General features: G+C 69.9%; 26 protein-coding genes and 1 pseudogene. 16 read left to right on the top strand and 11 right to left on the bottom strand.

Going from position 1 to position 23853, the window contains the following annotated elements:
• Window positions 1-25: 25 nt before the first annotated feature.
• Both AB0L60_RS24915 and AB0L60_RS24910 read right to left on the bottom strand, forming a co-directional pair.
• Complete coding sequence (locus tag AB0L60_RS24915; RefSeq protein WP_364617978.1) at window positions 26-436, bottom strand: YchJ family metal-binding protein; 411 nt, start codon at window positions 434-436, stop codon at window positions 26-28.
• Between the two features lie 4 nt (window positions 437-440).
• Window positions 441-860, bottom strand: a complete 420-nt coding sequence (locus AB0L60_RS24910; protein WP_364617976.1) for a nuclear transport factor 2 family protein — start codon at window positions 858-860, stop codon at window positions 441-443.
• A gap of 76 nt (window positions 861-936) precedes the next feature.
• Between AB0L60_RS24910 and AB0L60_RS24905 the strand changes: the two genes are divergently transcribed.
• Window positions 937-1491, top strand: a complete 555-nt coding sequence (locus tag AB0L60_RS24905; RefSeq protein WP_364617974.1) for a PadR family transcriptional regulator — start codon at window positions 937-939, stop codon at window positions 1489-1491.
• A gap of 40 nt (window positions 1492-1531) precedes the next feature.
• On the opposite strand, the gene AB0L60_RS24900 is transcribed toward AB0L60_RS24905, so the two are convergent.
• The 7 genes from AB0L60_RS24900 to AB0L60_RS24870 form a co-directional block, all read right to left on the bottom strand.
• Window positions 1532-1801 (bottom strand): hypothetical protein, encoded by a 270-nt coding sequence (locus AB0L60_RS24900; protein ID WP_364617972.1) that lies wholly within the window; start codon window positions 1799-1801, stop codon window positions 1532-1534.
• 118 nt (window positions 1802-1919) lie between these two features.
• Window positions 1920-2591, bottom strand: a complete 672-nt coding sequence (locus tag AB0L60_RS24895) for an O-methyltransferase (protein WP_364617970.1) — start codon at window positions 2589-2591, stop codon at window positions 1920-1922.
• Between the two features lie 121 nt (window positions 2592-2712).
• Window positions 2713-4434, bottom strand: a complete 1722-nt coding sequence (locus AB0L60_RS24890; RefSeq protein WP_364617968.1) for an urease subunit alpha — start codon at window positions 4432-4434, stop codon at window positions 2713-2715.
• Window positions 4434-4745, bottom strand: coding sequence for an urease subunit beta (locus AB0L60_RS24885; protein ID WP_364618164.1), 312 nt, complete (start codon window positions 4743-4745; stop codon window positions 4434-4436). The genes AB0L60_RS24890 and AB0L60_RS24885 overlap by 1 nt, the downstream gene beginning before the upstream one ends.
• 5 nt (window positions 4746-4750) lie before the next feature.
• Window positions 4751-5053 (bottom strand): urease subunit gamma, encoded by a 303-nt coding sequence (locus AB0L60_RS24880; protein WP_326310528.1) that lies wholly within the window; start codon window positions 5051-5053, stop codon window positions 4751-4753.
• A 129-nt stretch (window positions 5054-5182) separates the two neighbouring features.
• Window positions 5183-5626: a PaaI family thioesterase gene (locus AB0L60_RS24875; RefSeq protein WP_364617965.1), complete on the bottom strand. Its 444-nt coding sequence runs from the start codon at window positions 5624-5626 to the stop codon at window positions 5183-5185.
• Between the two features lie 221 nt (window positions 5627-5847).
• Window positions 5848-6825 carry a LuxR C-terminal-related transcriptional regulator gene (locus AB0L60_RS24870; RefSeq protein WP_364617963.1) on the bottom strand — a complete coding sequence of 326 codons (978 nt, stop codon included), beginning with the start codon at window positions 6823-6825 and terminating at the stop codon, window positions 5848-5850.
• Window positions 6826-6970: 145 nt separating this feature from the next.
• Between AB0L60_RS24870 and AB0L60_RS24865 the strand changes: the two genes are divergently transcribed.
• The 4 genes and pseudogenes from AB0L60_RS24865 to AB0L60_RS24850 all read left to right on the top strand — a co-directional run bounded on the left by AB0L60_RS24865 (window position 6971) and on the right by AB0L60_RS24850 (window position 10487).
• On the top strand, window positions 6971-8395 hold the full coding sequence (locus tag AB0L60_RS24865; protein ID WP_364617961.1) for an amidase family protein: 1425 nt from the start codon (window positions 6971-6973) through the stop codon (window positions 8393-8395).
• A gap of 54 nt (window positions 8396-8449) precedes the next feature.
• Entirely contained in the window at window positions 8450-9094 is a 645-nt protein-coding gene (locus AB0L60_RS24860; protein ID WP_364617959.1) for a hypothetical protein, read from the top strand.
• Between the two features lie 48 nt (window positions 9095-9142).
• Window positions 9143-9529: pseudogene (locus tag AB0L60_RS24855) on the top strand (AfsR/SARP family transcriptional regulator); the annotation flags it as partial.
• An 88-nt stretch (window positions 9530-9617) separates the two neighbouring features.
• On the top strand, window positions 9618-10487 hold the full coding sequence (locus tag AB0L60_RS24850) for a hypothetical protein (protein ID WP_364617957.1): 870 nt from the start codon (window positions 9618-9620) through the stop codon (window positions 10485-10487).
• Here the strand turns inward: AB0L60_RS24850 and AB0L60_RS24845 are convergent.
• Window positions 10480-11184, bottom strand: a complete 705-nt coding sequence (locus AB0L60_RS24845; protein ID WP_364617955.1) for a hypothetical protein — start codon at window positions 11182-11184, stop codon at window positions 10480-10482. The genes AB0L60_RS24850 and AB0L60_RS24845 overlap by 8 nt on opposite strands.
• Before the next feature lie 116 nt (window positions 11185-11300).
• Here AB0L60_RS24845 and AB0L60_RS24840 point away from each other — a divergent pair, with 116 nt between their 5' ends.
• The 7 genes from AB0L60_RS24840 to AB0L60_RS24810 all read left to right on the top strand — a co-directional run bounded on the left by AB0L60_RS24840 (window position 11301) and on the right by AB0L60_RS24810 (window position 18162).
• Entirely contained in the window at window positions 11301-12338 is a 1038-nt protein-coding gene (locus tag AB0L60_RS24840; RefSeq protein WP_364617953.1) for an iron ABC transporter permease, read from the top strand.
• Window positions 12339-12529: 191 nt separating this feature from the next.
• Window positions 12530-13600, top strand: coding sequence for an iron chelate uptake ABC transporter family permease subunit (locus AB0L60_RS24835; RefSeq protein WP_364617951.1), 1071 nt, complete (start codon window positions 12530-12532; stop codon window positions 13598-13600).
• Complete coding sequence (locus AB0L60_RS24830; RefSeq protein ID WP_364617949.1) at window positions 13597-14391, top strand: ABC transporter ATP-binding protein; 795 nt, start codon at window positions 13597-13599, stop codon at window positions 14389-14391. The genes AB0L60_RS24835 and AB0L60_RS24830 overlap by 4 nt, the downstream gene beginning before the upstream one ends.
• A 111-nt stretch (window positions 14392-14502) precedes the next feature.
• Window positions 14503-14904 carry a BlaI/MecI/CopY family transcriptional regulator gene (locus AB0L60_RS24825; RefSeq protein ID WP_364617947.1) on the top strand — a complete coding sequence of 134 codons (402 nt, stop codon included), beginning with the start codon at window positions 14503-14505 and terminating at the stop codon, window positions 14902-14904.
• 43 nt (window positions 14905-14947) lie between these two features.
• The gene (locus AB0L60_RS24820; protein WP_354831820.1) at window positions 14948-15889 is read left to right on the top strand and encodes a M48 family metalloprotease; all 942 of its coding nucleotides are present in this window, start codon (window positions 14948-14950) and stop codon (window positions 15887-15889) included.
• A gap of 259 nt (window positions 15890-16148) precedes the next feature.
• Window positions 16149-17564, top strand: coding sequence for a DEAD/DEAH box helicase (locus AB0L60_RS24815; protein ID WP_364617944.1), 1416 nt, complete (start codon window positions 16149-16151; stop codon window positions 17562-17564).
• 214 nt (window positions 17565-17778) lie between these two features.
• A complete protein-coding gene (locus AB0L60_RS24810; RefSeq protein ID WP_364617942.1) occupies window positions 17779-18162 on the top strand; it encodes a hypothetical protein in 384 nt (127 codons plus the stop codon).
• An 8-nt stretch (window positions 18163-18170) separates the two neighbouring features.
• On the opposite strand, the gene AB0L60_RS24805 is transcribed toward AB0L60_RS24810, so the two are convergent.
• Window positions 18171-18611: a nuclear transport factor 2 family protein gene (locus AB0L60_RS24805; RefSeq protein ID WP_364617940.1), complete on the bottom strand. Its 441-nt coding sequence runs from the start codon at window positions 18609-18611 to the stop codon at window positions 18171-18173.
• Window positions 18612-18706: 95 nt separating this feature from the next.
• On the opposite strand from AB0L60_RS24805, the gene AB0L60_RS24800 reads away from it, so the two are divergent.
• The 4 genes from AB0L60_RS24800 (at window position 18707) to AB0L60_RS24785 (ending at window position 23846) form a co-directional block, all read left to right on the top strand.
• Complete coding sequence (locus AB0L60_RS24800; RefSeq protein ID WP_364617938.1) at window positions 18707-20143, top strand: GuaB1 family IMP dehydrogenase-related protein; 1437 nt, start codon at window positions 18707-18709, stop codon at window positions 20141-20143.
• A 337-nt stretch (window positions 20144-20480) separates the two neighbouring features.
• On the top strand, window positions 20481-21857 hold the full coding sequence (locus AB0L60_RS24795) for a hemolysin family protein (RefSeq protein ID WP_364618162.1): 1377 nt from the start codon (window positions 20481-20483) through the stop codon (window positions 21855-21857).
• Window positions 21850-22914 (top strand): hemolysin family protein, encoded by a 1065-nt coding sequence (locus AB0L60_RS24790; protein WP_364617936.1) that lies wholly within the window; start codon window positions 21850-21852, stop codon window positions 22912-22914. Before AB0L60_RS24795 ends, AB0L60_RS24790 begins: the two co-directional genes overlap by 8 nt.
• Entirely contained in the window at window positions 22914-23846 is a 933-nt protein-coding gene (locus AB0L60_RS24785) for a 3-methyladenine DNA glycosylase (RefSeq protein ID WP_364618160.1), read from the top strand. Before AB0L60_RS24790 ends, AB0L60_RS24785 begins: the two co-directional genes overlap by 1 nt.
• Window positions 23847-23853 lie beyond the last annotated feature (7 nt).

Raw genomic sequence — 23853 nt, 5'->3', positions numbered from 1 at the left:
GGTGCGGCAGAACCGAATCCGCTGATCAGTTCTCGATATCGCCGTCGAGGTAGACCCACGCCCCGTGGTCGCGGCGGAAGCGACTGTTCTCGTGCAGCTGCCCCGACCTGCCGTGGGTCCGGTAGTGGGCACGGAATTCCACCGTGCCCTCGGTGTGGAAGGGTCCCCCGCCGGTCGTGCCGAGGATCTCGAGCCGGTCCCAGCGCAGTCCCGGGTCGAAATCCACGTCGGCGGGCCGGGTTTCGGGAGCCCAGCTGCGCAGCAGATACGCCTCGTCCCGCACCGCGAAGGCGCTGAAGCGCGACCGCATGAGCTGTTCGGCGGTGCTCGCAGCGCCCTCGCCGCGATGCAAGCGCCCGCAGCAGTCGGCGTAGGCGGCGGGCAGCCCGCACGGGCAGTCCTCGGGTGCGAGACGGGGAATGCGGCGCTTCGACATGGGCTCAAGCGTAGAAGCTGCGTCCGGTGGGTCCACCGGACACCGACCAGACCTCGACGATCCGCCCGTTCTCGAATCGCAGGATGTCGGTACCGCTGATGTCGCGCACGATGGTGCCGTCCGGATCGACGACCCGGGCACCGTAGGGCTGGGCGATCAATCCGGTTCGGCCGTCGGTCATGTCGACGACGGGCACGCCCTGCGGGTCGTACTCCAGGCCCGGCCGCTCGGCGCGGAACGCGTCGACGACGGCGGCGAGGGCCGCGGGGTCGTGGACGTCGTCGAAGACGGTCGCGCCGGGCTGAGCGTACCGGAGGGTGAATTCGGGGGCCATGATCTCGCCGGCGATGGCGAGGTCGCCGTTCCAGAGGGCGGCCCAGCGGTTGTACAGGTCGATGGCGTAGTCGCGCATCCCAACTCCCATAGTCTCATTGATACGGTATGACGGGAATGAAGGTATAGTCTCAGCGATACCGTGTCAACCCGAGAGGAGTTGCCGAATGACCGACCTCGGCCCGCAGGACCACATCGTGCTGGGCCTCATCGCCCGGCACGGCCCGCTGACGCCCTACGACCTGAAGGCCCGCCTCGAGGAGAGCGTCGACAAGTTCTGGCCCATCCCGCACGCCCAGCTCTATCGCGTCCCGCCGCGCCTGGCCGAGCAGGGCCTGCTGCACGAGGAGGCCGAGGAGAGCGGACGCCGCCGCCGCGTCTTCCATCTCACCGCCGCCGGCCGCGCCGAACTCACCCGCTGGCTGGGCGACCCGACCTCGCCGCCGCCGGAGACCCGCGATCCCGCGCAGCTGAAACTGTTCTTCGCCGACCTCGGCGAACCCGGCGACGTGGTGGCACTGGCCCGCAACCAGGCCGCCGAGCATCGCGGCTGGCTGGAGCTGTACCGGACGCTGTACAGCGAGATCGATCCGGACGACAGCGAGCGCGCGACCTCACGCGCCCGCGTGCTGCGGCTCGGCATCATGCACGAGCAGGCGTACGTGGACTACTGGGAGGAGTTGGCCGCGAACCCGGACGAAACGCCCGGTTCGCGAGAGTGATCGCCCGCAGAGCAGGTGACAGTGATTGCCCCACAGGGCATTACGACGCGTGCACGACCGGGAGCACCGGACTGGCCGACACGGTGGTGGAGACGCCGGCTCGCCGGTTCCGGCCGGGGTCGGCGGTGGCCGGATGCTCGCCGCGATAGATGACGACGGCGAGGACACCCACCATCCCGACCAGCGCGACGACCGGCGCGGCCACGAACACGGCCGAGCGCATCCGCTCGAGCACGCCGGGTCGATGGCCGGATTCCGGCGGGGCCGCGAAGGCGGGCGGCGGAAAGGTCGAGCCGTACGGGTCCGTCATGCGTACGACCGTATTGCCGACACCCATCGGACGACAAGCAAACGCGCAGCAAATTTTCCGGGACGGGGCGGACCGGGCAGAGTATGCCCAGTTCGCCGTCCGTTCAGTGACGTAAAACTCAGTCGTCCTCGCCCAGCACGACCGCGTAAGCGAAACCGTCCCAGCCCTTTCCGCCGACGGTCTGCAGTACGGTCCCGTCCAATCGCGGCTCCGCGGCGATCAATTCGATGACCTCCCGGCTTGCCCGCACCGCCGCATCCGCCGACGCCGCGTCGGCGATGCCGCCATTGCGGACCACATTGTCGACGATGATCACCGACCCGGGCCGGGTCAGCCGCAGCGCCCACCGCACATAGTTGGCGTTGTTGACCTTGTCGGCATCGATGAAGACCAGATCGAACGGTTCCGGCTGCTCCTCGGCCAGCACCGGCAGCGAGTCCAGCGCCGCACCGACCCGGATGTCGACCCGCTCCCCCACCCCCGCGCGATCCAGGTTGTGGCGCGCCACCTCGGCGTGCTTCGGCTCGTATTCGAGGGTGACCACCCGGCCGGCCTTCCCGACGGCCCGCGCCAGCCAGGTGGTGCTGTATCCACCCAGCGTGCCGACCTCGAGTACGCGCCGCACCTGCACGGATTTCGCGATCAGATACAGGAACTTGCCCTGCGGTGGCGAGACGTCGATGGCGGGCAGTCCCGCCTCCGCGTTCGCCCGCAAGGTTTCCGAATCCTCATCTCCCACCAGGGTTTCGACGAGATAGCGATCAACTTCGGCCCACTCGGCGGTCGTCATATCCGAAGTCTGCCACCGCCTCCGGCGCACTCCCAGCATTGCGCTCACGCCGAGAGATTTCCCACTCGGGAGCCGGGCTCGGTGCCGGGCGCGCGCTCGCCGCGCCCGGCACCGGCTCGGTTCAGAACAGGAAGTACCGCTGTGCCATGGGCAGTTCGGTCGCGGGCTGTTCGGCCCACACCTCCCCGTCGATCCGGACGGTGAAGGTGTCCGGCTCCACCTCGATGCGGGGCATGGCGTCGTTGTTGGGGAGGTCGGCCTTGGTACGGCTGCGAACATTGGCCACCGGCACCAGTTTCCGGTTCACCCGCAGCCGGTTCGCGAGGCCGTCCTCGATGGCCTGCTCGGACACGAAGTGCAGCGAGGTTCCCGCCGCCACGCTCGGCGCGGCCCCGAACATCGGGCGCGGCAGTACCGGCTGCGGAGTGGGAATGGACGCGTTGGCGTCGCCCATGGCGGCCCAGGCGATCGTGCCGCCCTTGATGACCGCGTGCGGGCGGACCCCGAAGAAGGCGGGCTCCCACAGCACCAGGTCGGCCAGTTTGCCGACCTCGATGGAGCCGATCTCGGCATCGAGGCCGTGTGTAACCGCCGGGCAGATGGTGTATTTCGCGACGTAGCGCCGCACGCGGTTGTTGTCGGCCGCGCCGTCGCCGGGCAGCGCGCCGCGACGGCGCTTCATGACGTGCGCGGTCTGCCAGGTGCGCATGACCACCTCGCCGATCCGGCCCATGGCCTGTGCGTCACTGCCGATCATGGAGATCGCGCCCAGATCGTGCAGCAGGTCCTCGGCCGCGATGGTGGAGGGCCGGATCCGGCTCTCCGCGAAGGCCAGATCCTCCGGAATGGACGGGCTCAGGTGATGGCACACCATGAGCATGTCCAGATGCTCGTCGAGGGTGTTGATGGTGTGCGGCCGCGTCGGGTTGGTGGAGCTGGGCAGCACATTGAGATGCGAAGCGACGGTGATGATGTCGGGTGCGTGCCCGCCGCCCGCACCCTCGGTGTGATACGAGTGGATGGCCCGGCCCCGGATGGCGGCGAGGGTGTCCTCCACGAATCCGGCCTCGTTCAAGGTGTCCGAGTGCAGCGCCACCTGCACGCCGGAGGCGTCGGCCACGGTGAGGCAGTGGTCGATGGCGGCCGGGGTGGTGCCCCAGTCCTCGTGCAGTTTGAAACCGCCCGCACCGCCGCGCAATTGCTCCCACAGCGCGTCCTCGCGCACGGTATTGCCCTTGCCCAGCAGCAGGATGTTCACCGGCCAGGAGTCGGTGGACTCCAGCATGCGGGCCAGATGCCAGGCGCCCGGGGTGACGGTGGTGGCCTTGGAGCCCTCGGCCGGTCCGGTGCCGCCGCCGACGAGGGTGGTGATGCCGCCGGCCATGGCCTCGTCGAGGATTTGCGGGCAGATGAAGTGCACGTGGCAGTCGATGGCGCCCGCGGTGACGATGCGGCCGTTGCCGGCGATGATCTCCGTCGAGGGCCCGACCACCAGGTCCGGGTGCACCCCGCTCATGGTGTCGGGGTTGCCCGCCTTGCCGATGCCGACGATGCGGCCGTCACGGATACCGATGTCGGCCTTGATGATTCCCCAGTAGTCGACGATGACCACGCCGGTGATGACGGTGTCCGGGGTGCCCTCGGCGCGGGTGGCGCGGGCCTGGCCCATGGATTCGCGCAGCACCTTGCCGCCACCGAAGACGGCCTCGTCACCGGCGAGACCCGGTCCGCCGCTGCGGTCCTCGGTGATCTCGATGAGCAGATCGGTGTCCGCCAGGCGGATTCGGTCGCCGACGGTGGGCCCGAACAGTTCGGCGTAGCGGGCGCGGGACAGTTCGGCCATCAGGCATCCAGCTTTCCGGGTGGGGTGAGGCTGATTCCGTGCACCTCGCGGGCGCCGCCCAGCGGGACCAGCGAAACCCGCTGCCCCAGACCGGGTTCGAAGCGCACCGCGGTGCCGGCGGGAATGTCGAGCCGGTGGCCGTGGGCGGCCGCGCGGTCGAACTCCAGGGCGGTATTGGCCTGCGGGAAGTGCACGTGCGAGCCGACCTGAACGGGCCGGTCACCGGTATTGACCACGTCCAGTTCGATGCGTTCCGCACCTGCGTTGAGCTCGATCGTGCCGTCGGCACAGAGGTATTCGCCGGGAATCATGGCCGTCATCCGATCGGGTGGTGGACGGTGACGAGCTTGGTGCCGTCCGGGAAGGTGGCCTCGACCTGGACATCGTGGATCATCTCCGGGATGCCGTCCATGACGTCATCGCGGGTGAGCACGGTGCGGCCCGAGGCCATCAGCTCGGCGACGGTACGGCCGTCGCGCGCGCCCTCGAGCACGTGATCGGTGATGATCGCGATCGCTTCCGGGTGGTTCAGTTTGAGTCCACGGGCCTGTCGCCGCCGGGCCAGCTCGGCCGCGTAACTCAGCAGCAGGCGCTCCTGCTCGTGCGGCGACAGTCGCATTCGGACTCCTCGTCGAATTGCGGGGACGGATCGTCGGTCATTCTGGCACGACCTGCGTTACCAGCATGTTTCGGTGATATACGATCCGCTGACGACGAGTTCCGGCGCGGCGATTCCGGTTTCGCGCCTTCAGTTCTGGGGGTTGAGGTTCTGCAGCCGGACCTGACCGCGCGCCACCGTCCGGTCCTGTTCGTCGGTGATCACCACCTGCCACAGCTGCTGCGAACGCCCGCGATGGATCGGGCTCGCGACACCGGTCAGCTTGCCCTCCCGCACCGCGCGCAGGAAGTCGGTGTTGTTGTTGACGCCCACCACGGTCCCGCGATCTCCCAGCCAGGCGCCGGCGGCCACGCTGGCGAGGGTCTCGATGACCGTGCAGTACACACCGCCGTTGACGATCCCCGCCGGCTGATACTGCTGCGGCGTCACCACCCACTCCGCGGCCACCCCGTCACCGCTCAGCGCGGTGAACTTCAGCCCCAGCAGGTCGGTGAAGGTGCCCTCGCTGAGCTTGTTCATCAGCTCCGGGGTGATATCGGCCAGGGACTTGATCGAGGAGAAGTCGTCGCTCATGGCTCCACGTTCGCACGAGGGATCTTGGTCCGGGCCGCCGGGTCGACACCCTTGCCCAGTTAGGTAAGCCTGACCTATACTGTCGTCGGCGTCAGGATCGAGCGAGGCCCCGAGGGCTGCGGTGGCCCCGATCCCCTGCCGGTGGTGGGTTTCGTCGTTCGACGGAACCCACCACCTTCGTCTTGTCCGGCCATGCCCCACAGCAGGGGATCCATCGCGGATCAGCGCGCGGCATCGACCTCGAGGCCCCAGCGCACCGCGGTGGTGGCGGCGACGGTTCGGTTGGGCGCGTTCAGTTTCCGCAGGATGCGTTCGATATGGGTGGCGATGGTGGAGGGTTCGACGCCGAGCTCGGCGGCGATCCGGGCATTGGATCCGCCCGCCGGGAGCAGCGCGAGGACCTCGAGTTCGCGCAGGGTGAGCGCGTGCGGCGGGTCGATCCGGCGGTAGGCGACCCGGGTGCCGCCGGATCGGGCCGGGCGCATCCGGGTCCGGTAGACCTCCCCGCCGGCGAGCAGGAGATGGTCACGCGGACAACCGGATTCGGCCACCGACCGCGCGAGCCGGAATCCGGCGGTACCGGCCGCGAACAACCTCGGTGTGGCGAACTCCGTCACCGCGTGCACGCCACTCCCGGGGCCGACGAGCACGACCGATTCCCCGGGATCGACCGCGGTCTCGGGGCTGCGGCACGGATCGAGCGCGGCGCCGACCACGTCGGCGAGCAGGGCGAGCGCGGTGATCGACGACCGCGAGAACGGCACGCCCGCAGTGCCGCTCATGTTCAGCATGCCCAGGTAGCGGCCGTCCACGCCGTACAACGGCTGGGTGAGGCCCTGCCGGTAACCGAGCGGCACGATGACCCGTTCGAACACCGGTCCGGAGCGGGCCGTGGCCGGAACCTCAGCGAGTTCCATCGGTACCCGATCGTCGCGGAGCCGGGTGAACATCGGATGCGAGTGCAGGCAGGTGTCGATGACCTCGAGCGCGCCCGGCGGATACCCGACGCTGGCCGCGGTGCGATGCACTCCGGCGACCGGATCGAACCGTGTCAGCGCCGCGTGCTCGAAGGCGACGACCCGCGACAGCTCGAACAGCACCCGGCCCAGACCCGGCCGGTCCGGTGTCGCCGCCGCGATCGACGCCCGGACCCGCAGGGCGACGGCCGGGTCCAGACCCTCATCAGATGCGGCAACCATCCGGCCAGTATGACGCCGGTCACGAATCGCGCGGACACGGGACGGGGTACGGACCGCCGAACCGCGTCCGTCGATCGACGGACGCCGCACCCGGCGCGGCGACCTACCTTCTGGCGCACCAGCACACAGCACCGGGAGGTTTCCGATGGATATCGCCGACTACGCGGCACACGACGCGACGGGTCTCGCGACCCTCATGCGGCAGGGACAGGCCGGGGCCGCCGAGGTCCAGGCCGCGGCGGCGGCCGCGATCGCCCAGGTCGATCCCCAGCTCGGGGCGGTCGTGGGCGAGGTGTTCGAGCGGCCGCTGGACTACGACCCGTCCGGTCCGTTCGCCGGCGTGCCGTTCGCGATCAAGGATCTGATCATCCACGCGGCGGGCGTGCCGCAGCGCAATGGCAGCCGGTTGTTCGGCGACGGTGTGGCGCACCCGCACGACACCGCGCTGATGACCCGCTTCCGGCGCGCGGGCCTGGCCACCATGGCGGTGACCACCTCCCCCGAGCTCGGTTTCAACGCCACCACCGAGGCCCGCGCCTACGGCGCGCCCACCCGCAATCCGTGGGATCCGGCGCGCAGCGCGGGCGGATCCAGCGGTGGCGCAGCCGCATTGGTGGCTGCCGGGGCGCTGCCGGTCGCGCACGCCAATGACGGCGGCGGATCCATCCGGATCCCGGCGGCGGTGTGCGGACTGGTCGGACTGAAGCCCAGCCGCGGACGGGTTTCCGCCGCACCCGATTACGCCGATCCGCTGCTGGGCATGGGTGTGGAGTTCGCGGTCACCCGGACGGTGCGGGACTGCGCGGGCCTGCTCGACGCCGTGCACGGCAGCGAACCCGGGGACAAGTACCTGTTCCCCACCGAACCGGCCGACTTCCGCACGCTCATCACCCGGCCCGCGCCCGTGCTGCGCATCGCCGTGACCGCTGACCTGTCGCAGGCCGATCCGGACTGCGCGCGAGCGGTCGCGGACGTCGCCCGCGAACTGGCCGACATGGGGCATCAGGTCGAACTGGCCGACCCCGCTATCGATTACGAGGCGTTCCACCGCGCCAACCTCGACGCCTGGTGCAGTTTCCTCGCCGACGCCGTCACCACCGCCGCGGCCGCACTGGGCGTCACGCCGGGCGCCGATCACCTCGAGGCCACCACCCGCGCCTGTGTCGCCTACGGCGCCACCCGCACCGCGGCCGATCTGTACGCGGTCGAGTCGACCTTCAATTCGGCTCGCCGCGCGGTGGCCCGGCTGCTCACCGACTACGACCTGTACCTCACCCCCACCACCGCGCGCCCGGCGCTGCCGCTGGGCCACCTCGACGCCGACGATGCATCGCTGACCGCACCCGAGTGGTATCGCAAGATCTTCGAATTCGGCTCGTACACCGCACTGTTCAACGCGACAGGCAACCCGGCCATCTCGCTGCCGCTGAGCCGATCGGCCTCGAACCTTCCGGTCGGCGTGCAGTTCGTCGCCGGCTACGGCCGCGAGGCCACCCTGCTCGCGATCGCCGCCGACCTGGAGCGCCGGCTCCCCTGGCACCGGCAGCGCCCCGGGATCTACGCGCACTGATCCGCCGCCGAAAACCCTGCGACGGCACGGCGGTGGGTTTGCGAGGATGGCGCGGTGACCGCGACCGCTCCCCCGATCTTCCACGGCGACTTCGAAGCCCACCTCACCGTGCGCGCGACCGATGCCGGACGCCTCGAACGGTACGCCGCCGCACACGGATTGAAGTTCGTGCACATCGTGCTGGAGCGCGGCCGCGTCATCGACCAGCCGATGCTCACCGTCCGCGCCGCGGGATCGCTTCCCGCGGTCGCGGATTCGGTAGCGGCGCTCACCGCGCGGCTCGACGCTGCGGGATTCGAGGTGGTCCGCACCAAGATCGAGGCGACACCATGGGCGGCAGGAGTGCCCGCCACCGATGACGCAGCCGTCGCGCTGGGTGCCGGCTACTACTTCGAGCACCACATCAAACTGCTGCTCACACCCGGCGCCGAGGTGCGCGCACTCGCCCGCCTCGCCACCGTCCACACCGCGCACCTCTCCGCCAATGCCCGCCGCACCCGGCCCGACGGCCGCACCGAGCGGTTCGTCACCCAACGCTGCCGCCTGGTCGGCGACGCCACCGCCACCGTCCGCCACACCGCCCTGGTGACCGCGCTGCAAGCGAACAACTACGAAGTACTCTCCGCCGAACGTGAATTCGTCGTCCTCGACACCGACGAGTCGATCGACGCCGGCTGGATCACCGAGGGCGGTCGGTGAGCAGCGCTGACGAGATTGCCGCGCTCATGCGCTGAATTCCTGTGACCGGTGGGCGGGCGGCTCGACCTCGCCACGTTCGAACACCTCGTCGATGAAGGCCGTGCGGCGCTCGGCCGCGACGACGCGAAACTCGGGTTCGACACGCTGTCCACCGCGTTGCGACTGTGGCGCGGCAGGCCTTTCGGCGAATTCGCCGATCACGAGTTCGCCCACGCGGAAGTGCTGCGGTATTCGGTGCTGCGCAGGCTCGCGGTCGAGTCCCGATTCGATGCCGCGCTGCGGCTGGTCGGTGGCAGTGAACTGATCCCCGAACTCGAGGCAGCCCTCGCGAACGATCCGGTGCACGAAAAACTGTGGGGCCACCCGATGCTCGCACTCTTCCGCACCGGACGCGGACCCGACGCGCTGGGCGCCTTCGAGCGCGCCCGCAACACACTCGACCGTGAGGTGGGGGCACTGCCGGGCCACGATCTGCGCACCCTGTATCGCAAGATCAGCGACAACTCCACCGATCGCCGCCGCGGTGGGTCGCCGGCTGGCGGTGCTCGGCAAGCCCAGCCGGCGCGCGCTCGCCGCGGCCGCGGTGATCGGCCCGGAGTTCGATGTCGCGGCGCTCGCGGGCATTCTCGACTCGCCGGTCCCATCGGTCCGGGCCCTGCTGCGACCGGCCTACGAGACGGGCCTGCTCGACGAGCACCGCGAACGGCCCGGCGTGTTCTGCTTCAGTCACGGCCTGCTGCGCGACGCGGTGCTGGCCCGGATTCCGGTGGCGGAGCGGACCGCCACGCACTCGGCCATCGCGTCGGGTCGCGCTGCCGCGCTGCCGACCTCGCCCTACGAGGAGGTCATCGCCAACGGCCTCCGGGCCCGATACGAGGCCTCGAACGATCCCGCCGCCGGCGTGGCGAGCCAGTTCGTGGACATCATGACCACCGCACTGCGGGGCGACCGGGACGACATGCTGGCCCGCGCCCGCCGCATGCTCGAGACCTTCCCGCCGCCGCAGACGGTCAGCGACCCCACACACTTCTTCCATCCCCGGGTGTACTGCTGGATGGGTCTGATGGAGGCGCGGCGCGGCGACCGTGCCGCCGCCGAAGAATGCTGCCGAATGTCGTTGGAGCTGCCCCGGACTCGCGGCGACGTCTTCCATATCCTGGCCGCGCGGCTGACCTTCGTGGAGGTCTACGGCGTGCTGGGCGTCACCGAAGGCACCGCGGGCGCCGCCGCGGCGGTGCACGCGGAACTCAGAGACCATCGACCAGCAGATCACCATCACGGCCTGAGGAGCGAAGCCCGGCAACGCCGCCGGGCCGGTGTCCGTCTCCTGACCCCGGTCGAGACCGGATCGGTCTCGACCGGCCGACGCCAGGTGCGGGTCGGGCCTACCTGATGCAGGCCCGGCGGACCGGTAGACCGCGGTCCTCGAACGCGGCCAGCATGGCCTGGCCGCGACGCGCGCCCTCCGAGGAGCAGGTGCGCGACAGCGCGGGCACGTAGGTCGCCGCGCCCACAATGGATTCCGCGACCAGGCCCCAGAAGCGGCGGACGCCCAGACCCGCGCAGCGCGCCATCGCCTCCTGGACCAGGGACAGAGCCGGCAGGCAGCGATGGGCGAGCCAGACGTAGAGCGCCGGCTCACAGGGCAGGGCCACGACGCCGTCCTCGCCGGTGAGGCGGTCGCCGTCGATCACGCGGATCGTGGTGTCGGACAGGCCCGCCCAGTCGATGCCGCCGTCGTTGTCGGTGTGGATCCACAGGTTCTCCAGGCCCGGGTCCCAGGCCCGGCTCTCGGACACCACCATGGCCATCACCCGTCCGATCACCGCGTGGATGAGCGCCGTGGCCACCACTTCGGCCGCGATGTCGGCATTGCTCATCTCGGCCGCGTGCCGCCGGTACATCACCTCGATCCGCCCCTCGCGGATGCCGTCGGCGAGCCGCCACCAGCGGCGTTTGCCCTGGTCGGCCATGGCGGCGACGGCGTAGACGCGCGGGTGTTCGGGTTGCAGGGCGCGCAGGCGGGAACAGGCCGTCCCGAAGGCGAGCCGGGAATCGCGCGGCGGACACACGGTTACGGGTTCGAGCATCGAACCTCCTCATTCATCGACTATTCGGCCAATGCGTGGACAATGAGCAACGGGAAGATAGGTTAGGCTTACCAGACTAATCGAAGCAATGAACGCGTCAGGAGTAGTTCGTCACCGTGCCCGCCGTAGTCACCACCAGACGGCGACGTCTGTCCGGACTTCTCGTTCTCGCCGCCCTGCTGCTGTGTGCCATCGCGGCCAGCATTGCCCTCGGCTCCCGGAATCTGAGTCTCGGAACCGTGTACGACGCGCTCATTTGCCCTGGTGGACAGCCACTCTCGTGTCCCGCGAACGGCTCGGCCGCCCAGATCGTGCGCGAATTACGCCTTCCGCGAACAGGACTCGCCCTGATCGCCGGACTCGCGCTCGGCATGGCCGGAGCCTTGATCCAGGGCTATACCCGAAACCCGCTGGCGGACGCGGGATTACTGGGCATCAACGCGGGCGCGGCCTTCCTGGCCGCACTGAGCGTCCACCTGATCGCTCTCACCGCGCCCGCGCAGTACATCTGGTTCGCCTTCGCGGGCGCACTGCTCGCGGGCCTGGTGGTGTTCGGCGTCTCCTCGCTCGGGGGCGGCCGGGCGAGCCCGCTCAGCCTGATCCTCGCCGGCGCGGCCGTCACCGCGTTCCTGCAGGCCATGACCAATATCGTTGTCCTGCTGGACGGCACGGCCCTCAATACCTACCGCTACTGGGTGGTGGGCGACGTGGCCGGGCACGACGCCTCCACCTTCCGGCAGGTGCTGCCGTTCCTCGCGCTGGGCGCGATGCTGGCCCTGGCCTCCGCCCCCGCCCTCAACCTGCTCGGCCTCGGCGATGATGTCGCCCGCGGTCTCGGTGTGAATGTCACTCGCTGCCGGGCGCTCGGCCTGGCCGCGATCGTCCTGCTGGCAGGCGCGGCCACCGCCGCCGTCGGACCGATCGCCTTCCTCGGCTTGATCGTCCCCCACCTGGCGCGCGCCCTCGCCGGCCCCGATTACCGCTGGCTGCTCCCCTTTTCAGGCCTGCTCGGCGCTCTGGTCCTGCTCCTGGCCGACACCGCCGGCCGCCTCATCGCCCGACCGGGCGAACTCCAGGCCGGCGTCACCCTCGCCGCCCTGGGCGCGCCGTTCTTCATCCTTCTGGTCCGCCGCCGAAAGCTGGTGAGCCTGTGACTCTTCCGACACCTCCCAACGCCACTCGCAGCGCAGTGGGCCCCAGCCACCCCACGGCAAACGCTTTCGGAAGCACCGGATCACCCTCCACCCGGCCCGCACCGGCAACACCGCCGATCGCCTCCTCTCACCCCGGCACTCCCGGACGTGCGGAACCAGCCAGGAGCAGCGGCCAGGCTCACTCGCACGAATTGCGCGCGATCCGGCCCGCGATACGCGTGGGCGGGTTCTCGGCGGTGCTGCGGCTCGGCCCGCTGCTCACCGTGATTGTGCTCGTGGCCTTGTTGTTCGGGTTGTTCGCGCTGGATATCGCGGTGGGCGAGTTCCGGATTCCGCTCGGGCGGGTGCTGGATGTGCTGGGCGGCGGAGGGACTCGCGCGCAGCGGTTCGTGATCATGGATTCGCGGCTGCCCAGGGCGCTGACCGCGATCGTGGTCGGGGCGGCGCTGGGATTGGCGGGCGCGGTGACGCAATCGATTCTGCACAATCCGCTGGCCAGCCCGGATCTGCTGGGCATCACCTCCGGCGCGAGCTGCGGTGCGGTCGCGGTGCTGGTCGGGATGGGTGGCGTTGGGACGGGTACGGAAGCGGCGCTGGGTGTTTCGGCGGCGGCACTGGCCGGCGGGCTGCTCACGGCCGTGCTGATCTACCTGCTGGCCTGGGGCCGGACGGCGACCGGCGACAGCGGGGTCATGGGATTCCGGTTGGTGCTCATCGGGATCGGCGTGAACGCGGCGCTGCTGTCGGTGGTGAGCTGGCTGCTGGCGCGGGCCACGCTCACCGATGCCGCGCATGCCCAGCAGTGGCTCACCGGATCGCTGAACGCGGCGGACTGGTCGACCCTCGTGCCCGCCGCGATCGGCCTGGGCGTCGCGCTGCTCGTCACGGCCGGATCGGCGCGGACGCTGGCCGCGCTGCGGTTCGGCACCGACACCACACGCGTCCTCGGCGTCCGCATCCAGACCCAGCAGGCGATTCTCATTGCCGCCGCGGTCGGTTGCGCCGCGCTGGCGACCGCGGCGGTGGGCCCGCTCGGGTTCGTCGGGCTGGCCGCACCGCAGATCGCGCGGCGGCTGCTGCGCACGCCTGGGGAACCGGTCATCGCCTCGGCGCTGATCGGAGCCATCGCGGTGGTCGGGGCGGACCTGCTCGCGCGCACCGTCTTTCCCGTCTCGCTGCCGGTCGGCGTGGTCACCGCGGCCGTCGGCGGACCGTTCCTGCTCTACCTGCTCGTTCGCACCAACCGGAAGGCGACCCTGTGACCCTCGCGGCGGAAAACATCACCCTCGGCTACGGCGAGCGGGTCATCGTCGACGGGCTCTCGGTGCAGATCGAGCCCGGGCTGATCACCACGGTCATCGGCCCCAACGGCTGTGGCAAGTCGACGCTGCTGCGCTCCCTGGGCCGGTTGCTGCGGCCCCGGTCGGGCCGAGTCCTGCTGGACGGCAAGGCCATCTCCACCATGAAGACCAAGGACATCGCGCGCATCGTCGGCATGCTGCCCCAGACGCCGGTCGCGCCCGAGGGCCTGACCGTCGCGGATCTGGTTGCCCGCGGCCGGCATCCGCATCAGTCCTGGCTGCGGCAATGGTCGGCCGACGACGAGGCCGAGGTGACCGCCGCCCTGGAACAGACCGGTATCGCGGACCTGGCGGGCCGCACCCTCGACGAGCTCTCCGGCGGCCAGCGCCAGCGCGCCTGGATCTCCATGGCCCTGGCCCAGGGCACCGACATCTTGCTGCTCGACGAGCCGACCACCTACCTCGACCTCGCCCATTCCCTCGAGGTCCTCGACCTGGTCGACCGCCTGCACGACGATCTCGGCCGCACCGTGGTCATGGTCCTGCACGATCTGAATCTGGCCATCCGCTACAGCGACCGCCTCATCGTCATGCACGCCGGCCGCATCGTCGCCCAGGGCGTCCCCGCCGACATCATCGACGCCGAGCTGCTGCGCGCGGTTTTCGGCCTGCGCGCCGAGGTGCTCGAGGACCCGGTGTCGGGGCGGCCGATGATCGTGCCCATCGGCGCCCGGCACGTGCGTGACTCCTGATCCGGAGACATGCCGGCGGATGCCGGGGTATGAGCAATACCACACCAGCAACTCGCCGGTTACGACGGGCTGTAGTACGCATTCCTGTCGTTGTCTCCGTAAACTTGTGGGATGGCAGGTCTTGGTGAACTCGAGAAAGCGGTCATGGACCAGTTGTGGTCGGCCGACGAACCGCAAACGGTCCGGCAGGTCCATGAAGCCCTCGCTGCGCGTCGTGAACTCGCGTACACCACGGTGATGACCGTTCTGCAGCGCTTGGCGAAGAAGAATCTGGTGGTCCAGCAGCGCGACGACCGTGCGCACCGCTACGCACCGGTGCACACGCGCGACGAACTCGTCGCCAGCCTGATGGTCGACGCACTGCAGCAGGCGGACGAAGTCGGCAGTCGCCGCGCCGCGCTCGTGCACTTCGTCGAACAGGTCGGCGCGGACGAGGCTGCCGCATTGCGCGACGCACTCGCTAAGCTCGAAGCCACCGAGGTGGCGCGCAAGGACAAACCCGAGTCCAAATAGCCGTAGCCTCGGCCCGAGCCCCACAACGCAGTGAGCTGAGGACATGGACTGGACAGCGCCGGTTTTCGCCGGTCTCGCCCTGTTATTGGCGGGACCGGTGCCAACGCTGCTCAGCCGGGCCACCTGGCCCTATCGCAGCCCCCGTGCCGCGCTGGTGCTGTGGCAGGCGATCGCGCTGGCCGCGGTGCTGAGCGCCTTCGGTTCCGGACTCGCCATCGCCTCCCGGCTCCTCGTCCCGGGCGGCGACGGCCGTCCGACCACCACGCCCAGCAAGGAGATCGACGCCCTCGGTCTGCCGCTGTGGCTGGCGCTGGTCCTGGTGTTCGCGCTCACCCTGCTCGTCGGAGCGCGGCTGATCTGGTCGGTGATCCGGGTCGGCATCCACACCCGCCGCCGCCGCGCCCGCCACCGCATGCTGGTCGACCTGCTGGATCAGTCCGGTGTGCACCGGAAATCGGCCGACATCCGGGTACTGGCCGCCACCGAGCCGATCGCCTATTGCCTGCCCGGCCTGCGCCGGCGCGTGGTCCTCAGCCAGGGCACCGTCACCAACCTGTCCGACGAGGAACTCACCGCCATCGTCAGCCACGAGCGCTCCCACCTGCGCGCCCGCCACGATCTGGTACTCGAGGCCTTCACCGCCGCGCACGAGGCGTTCCCCCGGGTGGTTCGTTCCAAATCCGCGCTGGACTCGGTGAAGCTGCTGATCGAACTGCTCGCCGACGACTCCGCGGTCAAGGTCACCGGTCCCACTCCCCTGGCGCGCGCCCTGGTGGCCTGCTCCAATTCCCCGGCCCCGCAGGGCGCCATGGCCGTCGGCGGCCCCACCACCCTGATCCGCATCCAGCGGCTGGCCGGTCCGATCGGCGATCTCCGCATCGCCGTCGCGGCCTACCTCGCCGCCGCCGCGATCCTGGTCGTCCCGACCCTCGCGGTCGCGATCCCCTGGCTGGTCGAGCTCAGCCGCCTGGTCAGCCGTGCCTGATCCCCGCCTGCCTGCCCCCGAATCCGACTCGGGCGCGGCGCAATCCGCCGTGCCCGCCGCCGATTCCGGCCCGGGCGAGAGCAACCCTTCACCCACTCCGACTTCGACACCCACTTCAGCCCGGGAGGAAACCATCACCACCGACTCGTCATCCGCAGCCGAGGCTTCGCCGACCGACCGAGCGGCCGAAGCCCGCCGCCGGACCGGCGCCCGCGAGAGCGGGCGGGACCAGCGCGACCCTGCTGGGACCACGAGCCCGATGGACGAGCGCGTGGGGGCCGGTTCCAAGGGTGGCGAGGCGCGGTTCGCGGATCTGGGACTGCCGCCGGTGCTGGTGCAGGCGCTGCGGCGGGGCGGAATCGATAAGCCGTTTCCCATTCAGGCAGCGGTGATTCCGGACATTCTGGATGGACGGGACGTGCTGGGCCGCGCGGCGACGGGGTCGGGTAAGACCCTCGCGTTCGGGCTGCCGATGCTGGTGCGGCTGTTCGGTGCGCCGAGTGCGCCGCGGCGGCCGCGCGGGCTGATTCTGGCCCCGACGCGGGAGCTGGCGATTCAGATCGAGAGCGCGTTGGACGAGCCCGCGCTGTCACTGGGGTTGCGGCTGGCCACGGCGGTCGGCGGGTTGCCGATCAAGAAGCAGGAGGAGCGGCTGGCGCGCGGGGTGGACGTCGTCATCGCGACGCCGGGGCGGTTGACCGATCTGCTCGGGCGGAAAGCGGTGCAGCTGGGCGACATTCAGGTCGTCACGGTCGACGAGGCCGACCACATGGCCGAGCTGGGCTTCCTGCCGCAGCTGACGGCGCTGCTCAACAAGGTGCCGGGCGAGGCACAGCAGCTGCTGTTCTCGGCGACCCTCGACGAGACGGTCGACGAACTCGTGCGGAGGTACCTGCGGGAACCGGCGACCCATGCGATCGGCACCCTTCCGGCCGCGACGTCGGCGGGGCCGGTGGAAACCGGTGCGGCAGACACGGATTCGGGCAGCGAGCTCGGAAGCGTCGCGGCCGGACCCGATATCGCGCACTACGCCCTGCATGTCCGGCGATCCGACAAGCGGGCGGTGGTCAGCGAGATCGCCGCCCGGCAGGGCAGGACGCTGCTGTTCGTGCGCACCCAGCACGGTGCCGACAAGCTGGCGCGCAAGCTGCGCGAGATCGGGATCGGCGCGGTAGCGCTGCACGGCGGGAAGGCACAGAACCAGCGCAATCGCATGCTCGCGGCGTTCGCGGACGGAACCGCACCCGTACTGGTTGCCACCGATGTGGCCGCCCGCGGGCTGCACATCGACAATGTCTCGCTGGTCGTGCACGTGGATCCGCCCGCGGATCCCAAGGACTATCTGCACCGCACGGGGCGGACCGCGCGGGCGGGCGCGTCGGGCACGGTCGTCACCATCGTCACCCCGGACGATCGGGAGGAGGCCGCGCGACTGGCGGAGCGAGCCTCGGTGACGCTCACCGACGTGGAGGTGCGGCCGGGTGATCGGCGGCTGCTCGAGATCACGGGCGCACGCCGGCCGAGCGGCCGTCCGGTGCCGGATCCCTCGGCGCCGACGGCGCCCGCGGCGGAGGCTCCGCGCGAACAGCCGCGGTTCCGGCAGCGGCCGAAGGGCGAGAGCCGGCCGCACAACAAGAAGCGCAAGCCGGGCGCGGCCCGACGTTCGTCCCGCTGACGCGAACACGTTTGGACGTTCCTACGACACGCGCGCGAAATCGAGCGGGTTTTCCGGCAAATCGGACGAGATTGAAATAACTCCGAGCCCAAAAGTGATCGTAGCAATCTTTTAGCAAACGGCACTTCGGTGACTCGGCACAGGAGCGGACAGCCTCCGTGTCATTCCCTGCAGGGAATCGCGAACTCGCAGCCGGACGGTGAACATGTGGGCCATGAACGAACGAAAGAACCTGCGCTACACCGTCATCGAAGCCACGAACGAGGGCGGTTCGACGTTCACCGACGCCGAAATCCCTTTGGCCGAGCGAACTCTGGCGATCGGAGTGCCCGCCATGGCCGTCGGCGGCATGCCCTCGACCGCGGGTGTGTCCTATCTGCGCAGCGCGGGCTTCGACAGTGAGCCGCATCCGGCCCCGGCCCGGCAGTGGGTGGTCATGCTGCGCGGCGTGATCGAGGTGACCACCTCCGACGGTGAGCGCCGGCGATTCGCACCGGGTGATCTGGTGCTGGCCGCCGACACCGAGGGACGCGGTCACACGACCGTCGCGGTGGGCGAACCGCCCTTCGAGGCGCTGTTCATCCCCACCGCGTCCTGAGCTATCGCTCAGAGCAGGTCGGCATTGCCGTCGATAGTCTTCAGCTTGTATTCGAAACGGTCGATGCGCCAGCCCTTTTCGGTCCGCTGCAGGCCGAGGACATAGCTGCCGACGAACCAGCGGGTGGTGCCGCCGGTGGCGTGGTTCTTCACGTGCACGGCGATGGCGTCGGCGTGGGCCAGCGCGGTGTCGCCGGTGATCTCGACGAGGTGATTGCCGGCCTGGTGGTGGACGGCGTCGAGGGTGCCCAGGCCGGTGGCCCAGGCATCGGCGATATCGGCGCCGGGCTGCGGGCCGACGGGTCCGCCGAAGCCGTTGTCGAAGAACACCTCCTCCGCGAGCACCGACTCGCGCAGGTCGGCCCAGCGGGCCTGGTCGCAGTAGACGAAGAGTTTGGTGATGGTGTCGCTGACATCCAGTCGATCGGCGAGCGCCGCAAGATCGGTCACGGACGCCAACATAGGAGACCCCGCCGGCACCCGCCCGGCATTTTCCCCGTCCGATCGCACCGCGAACTCCCAGCATTCAGCTACCATGGTCCAACGTGCAGTTTCTTCCCGGGCAGACTCCGCCCTACGACCTGACCTACGACGACGTCTTCCTCGTCCCCTGCCGAACGGATGTGGCGTCCCGGTTCGATGTCGATCTCTCCACCACCGATGGGAGCGGCACGACCATTCCGCTCGTGGTCGCCAATATGACAGCCGTCGCCGGCCGCCGCATGGCCGAGACCGTCGCCCGCCGGGGCGGCATCGTGGTACTGCCGCAGGATCTTCCGATCCCCGCCGCCGCCGCCACCATCGCCTTCGTCAAGAGCCGCTCGCTCACCGCCGACACCCCCGTGGTGCTCGATCCCGACCATTCGGTGTCCGACGCGCTGGCCCTCATCCACAAGCGCGCCCACGGCGCGGTCGTGGTGGTCGAGAACGGCAAGCCGGTCGGTGTGGTCACCGAGGCCGCCTGCGCCGACGTGGACCGCTTCGCCCGCCTGAGAGTGGTCGCCGACGCCAATTTCGTCAGCGCCCCGGCCGACTCCTCGCCGCGCGACATCTTCGATCTGCTCGAGGCCAAGCACGCCCACCTGGCCGTGCTGGTCCATGCCGACGGCACCCTCGCGGGCGTGATGACCCGGACCGGCGCCATCCGCACCGGCATCTACACCCCGGCCACCGATGCCAATGGCCGGCTGCGCATCGCGGCCGCCGTCGGCATCAACGGCGACATCCCGGCCAAGGCCAAGGCCCTGGTCGACGCGGGCGCCGACGTCCTGGTCATGGACACCGCGCACGGCCACCAGCAGAAGATGCTGGAGGCGCTGGCCTCGGTGGCCGTGCTGGATCTGGGCGTGCCGCTGGTCGCGGGCAATGTGGTCTCCGCCGACGGCACCCGCGATCTGATCGCGGCCGGCGCGGACATCATCAAGGTCGGTGTGGGCCCCGGCGCCATGTGCACCACCCGCATGATGACCGGCGTGGGCCGCCCGCAGTTCTCGGCGGTGGCCGAATGTGCCGCGGCCGCCCAGGAATTCGGCAAGCACGTGTGGGCCGACGGCGGTGTGCGCCACCCGCGCGACGTGGCCCTGGCCCTCGCGGCGGGCGCGGCCAACGTGATGATCGGCTCCTGGTTCGCGGGCACCTACGAGTCGCCCGGCGACCTGCGCGTCGACCGCGACGGCAACCGGTACAAGGAGTCCTTCGGCATGGCCTCCAAGCGGGCCGTGGCCGCCCGCACCGCCACCGACTCGGCGTTCGACCGGGCCCGCAAGGCGCTGTTCGAGGAGGGCATCTCCTCCTCGCGCATGCGCCTGGATCCCGAGCGCCCGGGCGTGGAGGACCTCATCGACCACATCACCTCCGGCGTGCGCAGCTCCTGCACCTACGCCGGCGCCCGCACCATCGGCGAGTTCCACGAGCGCGCCATGCTGGGCGTGCAGTCGGCCGCCGGTTTCGCCGAGGGCCGGCCGCTGCCCTCCGGTTGGTGATCACCACCGGTCAGTACTGCACATCCCGAACCCGGCGGGTCCCTCTCGGATCCGCCGGGTTTCGCGTGTGCGGGGCTCGGCCCTGCGGCGATGCGGGGCCGCCGCCGGATGTGATACGGCACCGCTGTGCGGAAACCATGGAAGCCGCCCGGTAGCATGGCCTGACCGGACCCAAGAAATGGGATCCGTGGCGTATCTCCGCCAGCAACCCCTGCGAAAGGAACAAGTTGTCACCCGCGTCCAAGGGCGCTTCACAGGAGGGCTCCTCTACCGAGCCGGGTGACGAACCCGGCTTCCCCGCAATACCGGCTTCGGAAACGGCCAGGTGGTGCTGACCGTGTCGGTCCTGCTCACCGTTCTCAGTCTGCTCGGATTCATCGCTCTGACCGCCGGGACGGCACTGTTCGTCGCCGCCGAGTTCTCGCTCACCGCCCTGGAACGCTCCACCGTGGAGGCGCACGCCCGCGACGGCGACCGCCGGGCCCGGCAGGTGCGGCAGGCGCATCGCACACTCTCGTTCCAGTTGTCGGGCGCCCAGCTGGGCATCACCATCACCACGCTGATCACCGGTTATATCGCCGAGCCCGTGCTGGCACGGCTGCTGGAGCCGATGTTCCGCTCGTTCGGGGTGACCGCGGGTACCGCACAGGGCATTTCGCTGGCGCTGGCACTGCTCATCGCGACCTCGCTGTCCATGATCTACGGCGAGCTGGTGCCCAAGAACATCGCCATCGCCAACCCGCTGTCCATGGCACGGCTGACCGCCGGGCCGATGATCGCGTTCTCCACCGTGTTCAAGTGGATGATCAATTTCCTGAACGGGGCCGCCAACTGGGCGGTGCGCCGGCTGGGCGTGGAGCCCGCGGAGGAACTCCGTTCGGCGCGCTCGCCGCAGGAATTGGGTTCGCTGGTGCGGACTTCCGCGCTGCACGGGGTGCTGGATCAGCGCACCGCGCAGGTGGTGGATCGCTCGCTGCAGTTCGGTGAGCGCACCGCGGAGGAGCTGATGACGCCGCGGATGACGATCGAATCCCTCGATCGGGATTGCACTCTCGCCGATCTGATCGACGCCGCCCGCGAGACCGGTTACTCCCGGTTCCCGGTCATCGACGGCGACCTGGACAACACCCTGGGCTTCGTGCACGTGAAGCAGACCTTCGTGCATCCGGCCAAGGATCGTCGCAGCATCAAGCTGAAGACGATCGCCCAGCCGGTGCCGATCGTGCCCGCCAGCCTCGATGGTGACGAGGTGCTCGAGCGGGTGCGCCGGGACGGCATGCAGGTGGCGCTGGTGGTCGACGAGTACGGCGGCACCGCCGGCATCGTCACCATGGAGGATCTGATCGAGGAGATCCTCGGCGACGTGCGCGACGAGCACGACGAGGAGGAACTCGATGTGCGCCGCACCCCGAACGGCTGGAACTGCTCAGGCCTGCTGCGCATCGACGAGGTCTCCCGCACCACCGGTTACGACGCGCCCGAGGGTGAGTACGAGACCATCGGCGGCCTGGTGCTGACCCGGCTGGGCCGGATCCCCGAGACCGGCGACGAGGTACTGCTGCCGCACCCCGGCAACCATCAGCTGGAGCAGCCGCACACCAAGGGCGGCTGGATCGCCCGGGTGGAGCGGATGGACGGCCGGCGCATCGACCGGATCCTGATCCGGCCCGTCGACGCCGAGGCCCTCGCGACCTGGGAGCACAGCCATGGGTGACCTGTACGCCGTCCTGCTCACGCTGGTGCTGCTGCTGGGCAACGCGTTCTTCGTGGGTGCGGAGTTCGCGCTCATCTCCGCGCGCCGCGACCGGCTGGAAGCGCTTGCCGCACAGGGCAAGCGGAGCGCCAACACGGTCATCGAAGCGGGTCAGAACCTGTCGATGATGCTGGCGGCCGCGCAGCTGGGCATCACCATCTGCTCGATCCTGCTGGGTCGCGTGGGTGAGCCGGCGGTGGCGCATCTGCTGGAGAAGCCGTTCGATCTGGTGGGCGTGCCGGATTCGCTGCTGCATCCGATCTCGTTCGCGCTGGCGCTGACCATCGTGGTGATCCTGCACATTCTGCTGGGCGAGATGATTCCGAAGAATATCGCGCTAGCGGGGCCGGAACGGTCGGCGCTGCTGCTGGTTCCGCTGCATCTGATGTGGCTGCGGCTGGCGAAGCCGTTGATCGCGATCTACAACTTCGCGGCCAATATCACCCTGCGCGCCCTGCGGATCGAGCGGAAGGACGAGCTGGATTCCACGGTGTCGTCGGTGGAGCTGGCCGAGATGTTCGGCGAGTCCCGTTCGGAGGGTCTGCTGGACGAGGAGGAGCATCGCCGCCTCACCCAGGCGCTGGGCTCGAGCGACCGGATCGTGGCCGATGTGATGGTGACGCTGGCCGAGACCCGCTCGGTGCCGCTGCGCGGGGACGGGACCACGCTGGGCGATATCGAATCCGCCGTCGCCGAAACGGGATTCTCCCGATACCCGGTGCGCGCGGACGACGGTTCCCTGGTCGGCTACCTGCACGTCAAGGACGTGCTCGATCTGACCGCCGATGACAGTGCGGGCCCCGGCACCCCCATCCCCCGCACCGATATCCGCCCGCTGCCCACCGTCAGCATGGGCACCACCCTGTTCGAGGCGCTGGCCCGCCTGCGCCGCACCAACTCGCACCTGGGCCGCGTGGTCGACAGTCGCGGCAATACGGTCGGCATCGTGGCCCTGGAAGATCTGGTGGAGGAGTTCGTCGGCACGGTTCGCGACGCCACCCACCGCCTAGCCGAATGATGAACGCGCACACCGATTCCACCGTGTCACCCGGACCCGAATGGCTGTCCGGCCCCGCTTGGCGGGGCCGGGCGGCCGTCCACCGCGACCGCGTCGACGCCCTGATCGGCCCGTATCTCGAACGCCGGGCGGCCGGGTCGAAACACCCGGTGATCGATTTCCTGTTCACCTACTACGGCCACAAGCCCGCCCAGCTCAGACGCTGGCACCCCGGCTTCGGGGTGGTCCTCGCCGATGCCGGCGACTACGCGGGTTCCCGCGGCTACCACGAGATCTCGGCCCCTCCCGCCGACGGTGTCCCCTCCTCCGGCTGGACCGCCGACCCGGCCTTCCTCGAAAAGCGCCGCGACACCCTCGAATTCGTCGCCCGCCTCCTCTCGGCCACCGCCACCCGCCCCGCCCAGCTGTCCTGCTTCGGCCTCCACGAGTGGGCCATGGTCTACCGCACCGACGACGTCCGCCACCAGCAGGTCCCCCTCCGCCTGGGCCCCGACGGCACCGACGCCGTAGTCGACTCCATGCAGCTGCGCTGCACCCATTTCGACGCCTTCCGCTTCTTCACCCCCGAAGCGGCCCCCCGCAACGCCGAACCCCTCACCCGCGACCTGCAAATAGACCGCGAGCAACCCGGCTGCCTCCACGCCAACATGGACATCTACAAGTGGGGCTTCAAACTCACCCCCCTGATCTCCTCCGACCTCCTCTTCGACGCCTTCGAATTGGCCTGCGCCGCCCGCGAACTCGACATGAAGGCCAGCCCCTACGACCTTCTCCCCTACGGCTACACCCCCATCCGCATCGAAACCCCCACCGGCCGAGCCGCATACGTCCGCGCCCAAGCCGACATCGCAACCCGCGCGGAAGTCCTCCGCACCCGCCTGCTCGACGCCTGCCGAGCGCTGCTGACCGGGGTGACCGCGCCCGCGCCGTAAAGCGGAG

The sequence above is a fragment of the Nocardia sp. NPDC051981 genome (genome assembly GCF_040680715.1).
GTDB lineage: Bacteria > Actinomycetota > Actinomycetes > Mycobacteriales > Mycobacteriaceae > Nocardia.
The sequence above is the reverse complement of the archived record's forward strand: the minus strand, read 5'-3'. Positions and strand labels throughout refer to the sequence as shown.

Excerpts from the sequence above, each read along its gene's own strand:
- AB0L60_RS24915 (WP_364617978.1), bottom strand. The coding sequence starts at position 436 with ATGTCGAAGCGCCGCATTCCCCGTCTCGCACCCGAGGACTGCCCGTGC.
- AB0L60_RS24865 (WP_364617961.1), top strand. The coding sequence starts at position 6,971 with ATGGATATCGCCGACTACGCGGCACACGACGCGACGGGTCTCGCGACC.
- AB0L60_RS24900 (WP_364617972.1), bottom strand. The coding sequence starts at position 1,801 with ATGACGGACCCGTACGGCTCGACCTTTCCGCCGCCCGCCTTCGCGGCC.
- AB0L60_RS24880 (WP_326310528.1), bottom strand. The coding sequence starts at position 5,053 with ATGCGACTGTCGCCGCACGAGCAGGAGCGCCTGCTGCTGAGTTACGCG.
- AB0L60_RS24845 (WP_364617955.1), bottom strand. The coding sequence starts at position 11,184 with ATGCTCGAACCCGTAACCGTGTGTCCGCCGCGCGATTCCCGGCTCGCC.
- AB0L60_RS24870 (WP_364617963.1), bottom strand. The coding sequence starts at position 6,825 with ATGGTTGCCGCATCTGATGAGGGTCTGGACCCGGCCGTCGCCCTGCGG.
- AB0L60_RS24885 (WP_364618164.1), bottom strand. The coding sequence starts at position 4,745 with ATGATTCCCGGCGAATACCTCTGTGCCGACGGCACGATCGAGCTCAAC.
- AB0L60_RS24810 (WP_364617942.1), top strand. The coding sequence starts at position 17,779 with ATGAACGAACGAAAGAACCTGCGCTACACCGTCATCGAAGCCACGAAC.
- AB0L60_RS24895 (WP_364617970.1), bottom strand. The coding sequence starts at position 2,591 with ATGACGACCGCCGAGTGGGCCGAAGTTGATCGCTATCTCGTCGAAACC.
- AB0L60_RS24785 (WP_364618160.1), top strand. The coding sequence starts at position 22,914 with ATGAACGCGCACACCGATTCCACCGTGTCACCCGGACCCGAATGGCTG.
- AB0L60_RS24875 (WP_364617965.1), bottom strand. The coding sequence starts at position 5,626 with ATGAGCGACGACTTCTCCTCGATCAAGTCCCTGGCCGATATCACCCCG.
- AB0L60_RS24825 (WP_364617947.1), top strand. The coding sequence starts at position 14,503 with ATGGCAGGTCTTGGTGAACTCGAGAAAGCGGTCATGGACCAGTTGTGG.
- AB0L60_RS24910 (WP_364617976.1), bottom strand. The coding sequence starts at position 860 with ATGGGAGTTGGGATGCGCGACTACGCCATCGACCTGTACAACCGCTGG.
- AB0L60_RS24890 (WP_364617968.1), bottom strand. The coding sequence starts at position 4,434 with ATGGCCGAACTGTCCCGCGCCCGCTACGCCGAACTGTTCGGGCCCACC.
- AB0L60_RS24790 (WP_364617936.1), top strand. The coding sequence starts at position 21,850 with ATGGGTGACCTGTACGCCGTCCTGCTCACGCTGGTGCTGCTGCTGGGC.
- AB0L60_RS24815 (WP_364617944.1), top strand. The coding sequence starts at position 16,149 with ATGGACGAGCGCGTGGGGGCCGGTTCCAAGGGTGGCGAGGCGCGGTTC.
- AB0L60_RS24820 (WP_354831820.1), top strand. The coding sequence starts at position 14,948 with ATGGACTGGACAGCGCCGGTTTTCGCCGGTCTCGCCCTGTTATTGGCG.
- AB0L60_RS24905 (WP_364617974.1), top strand. The coding sequence starts at position 937 with ATGACCGACCTCGGCCCGCAGGACCACATCGTGCTGGGCCTCATCGCC.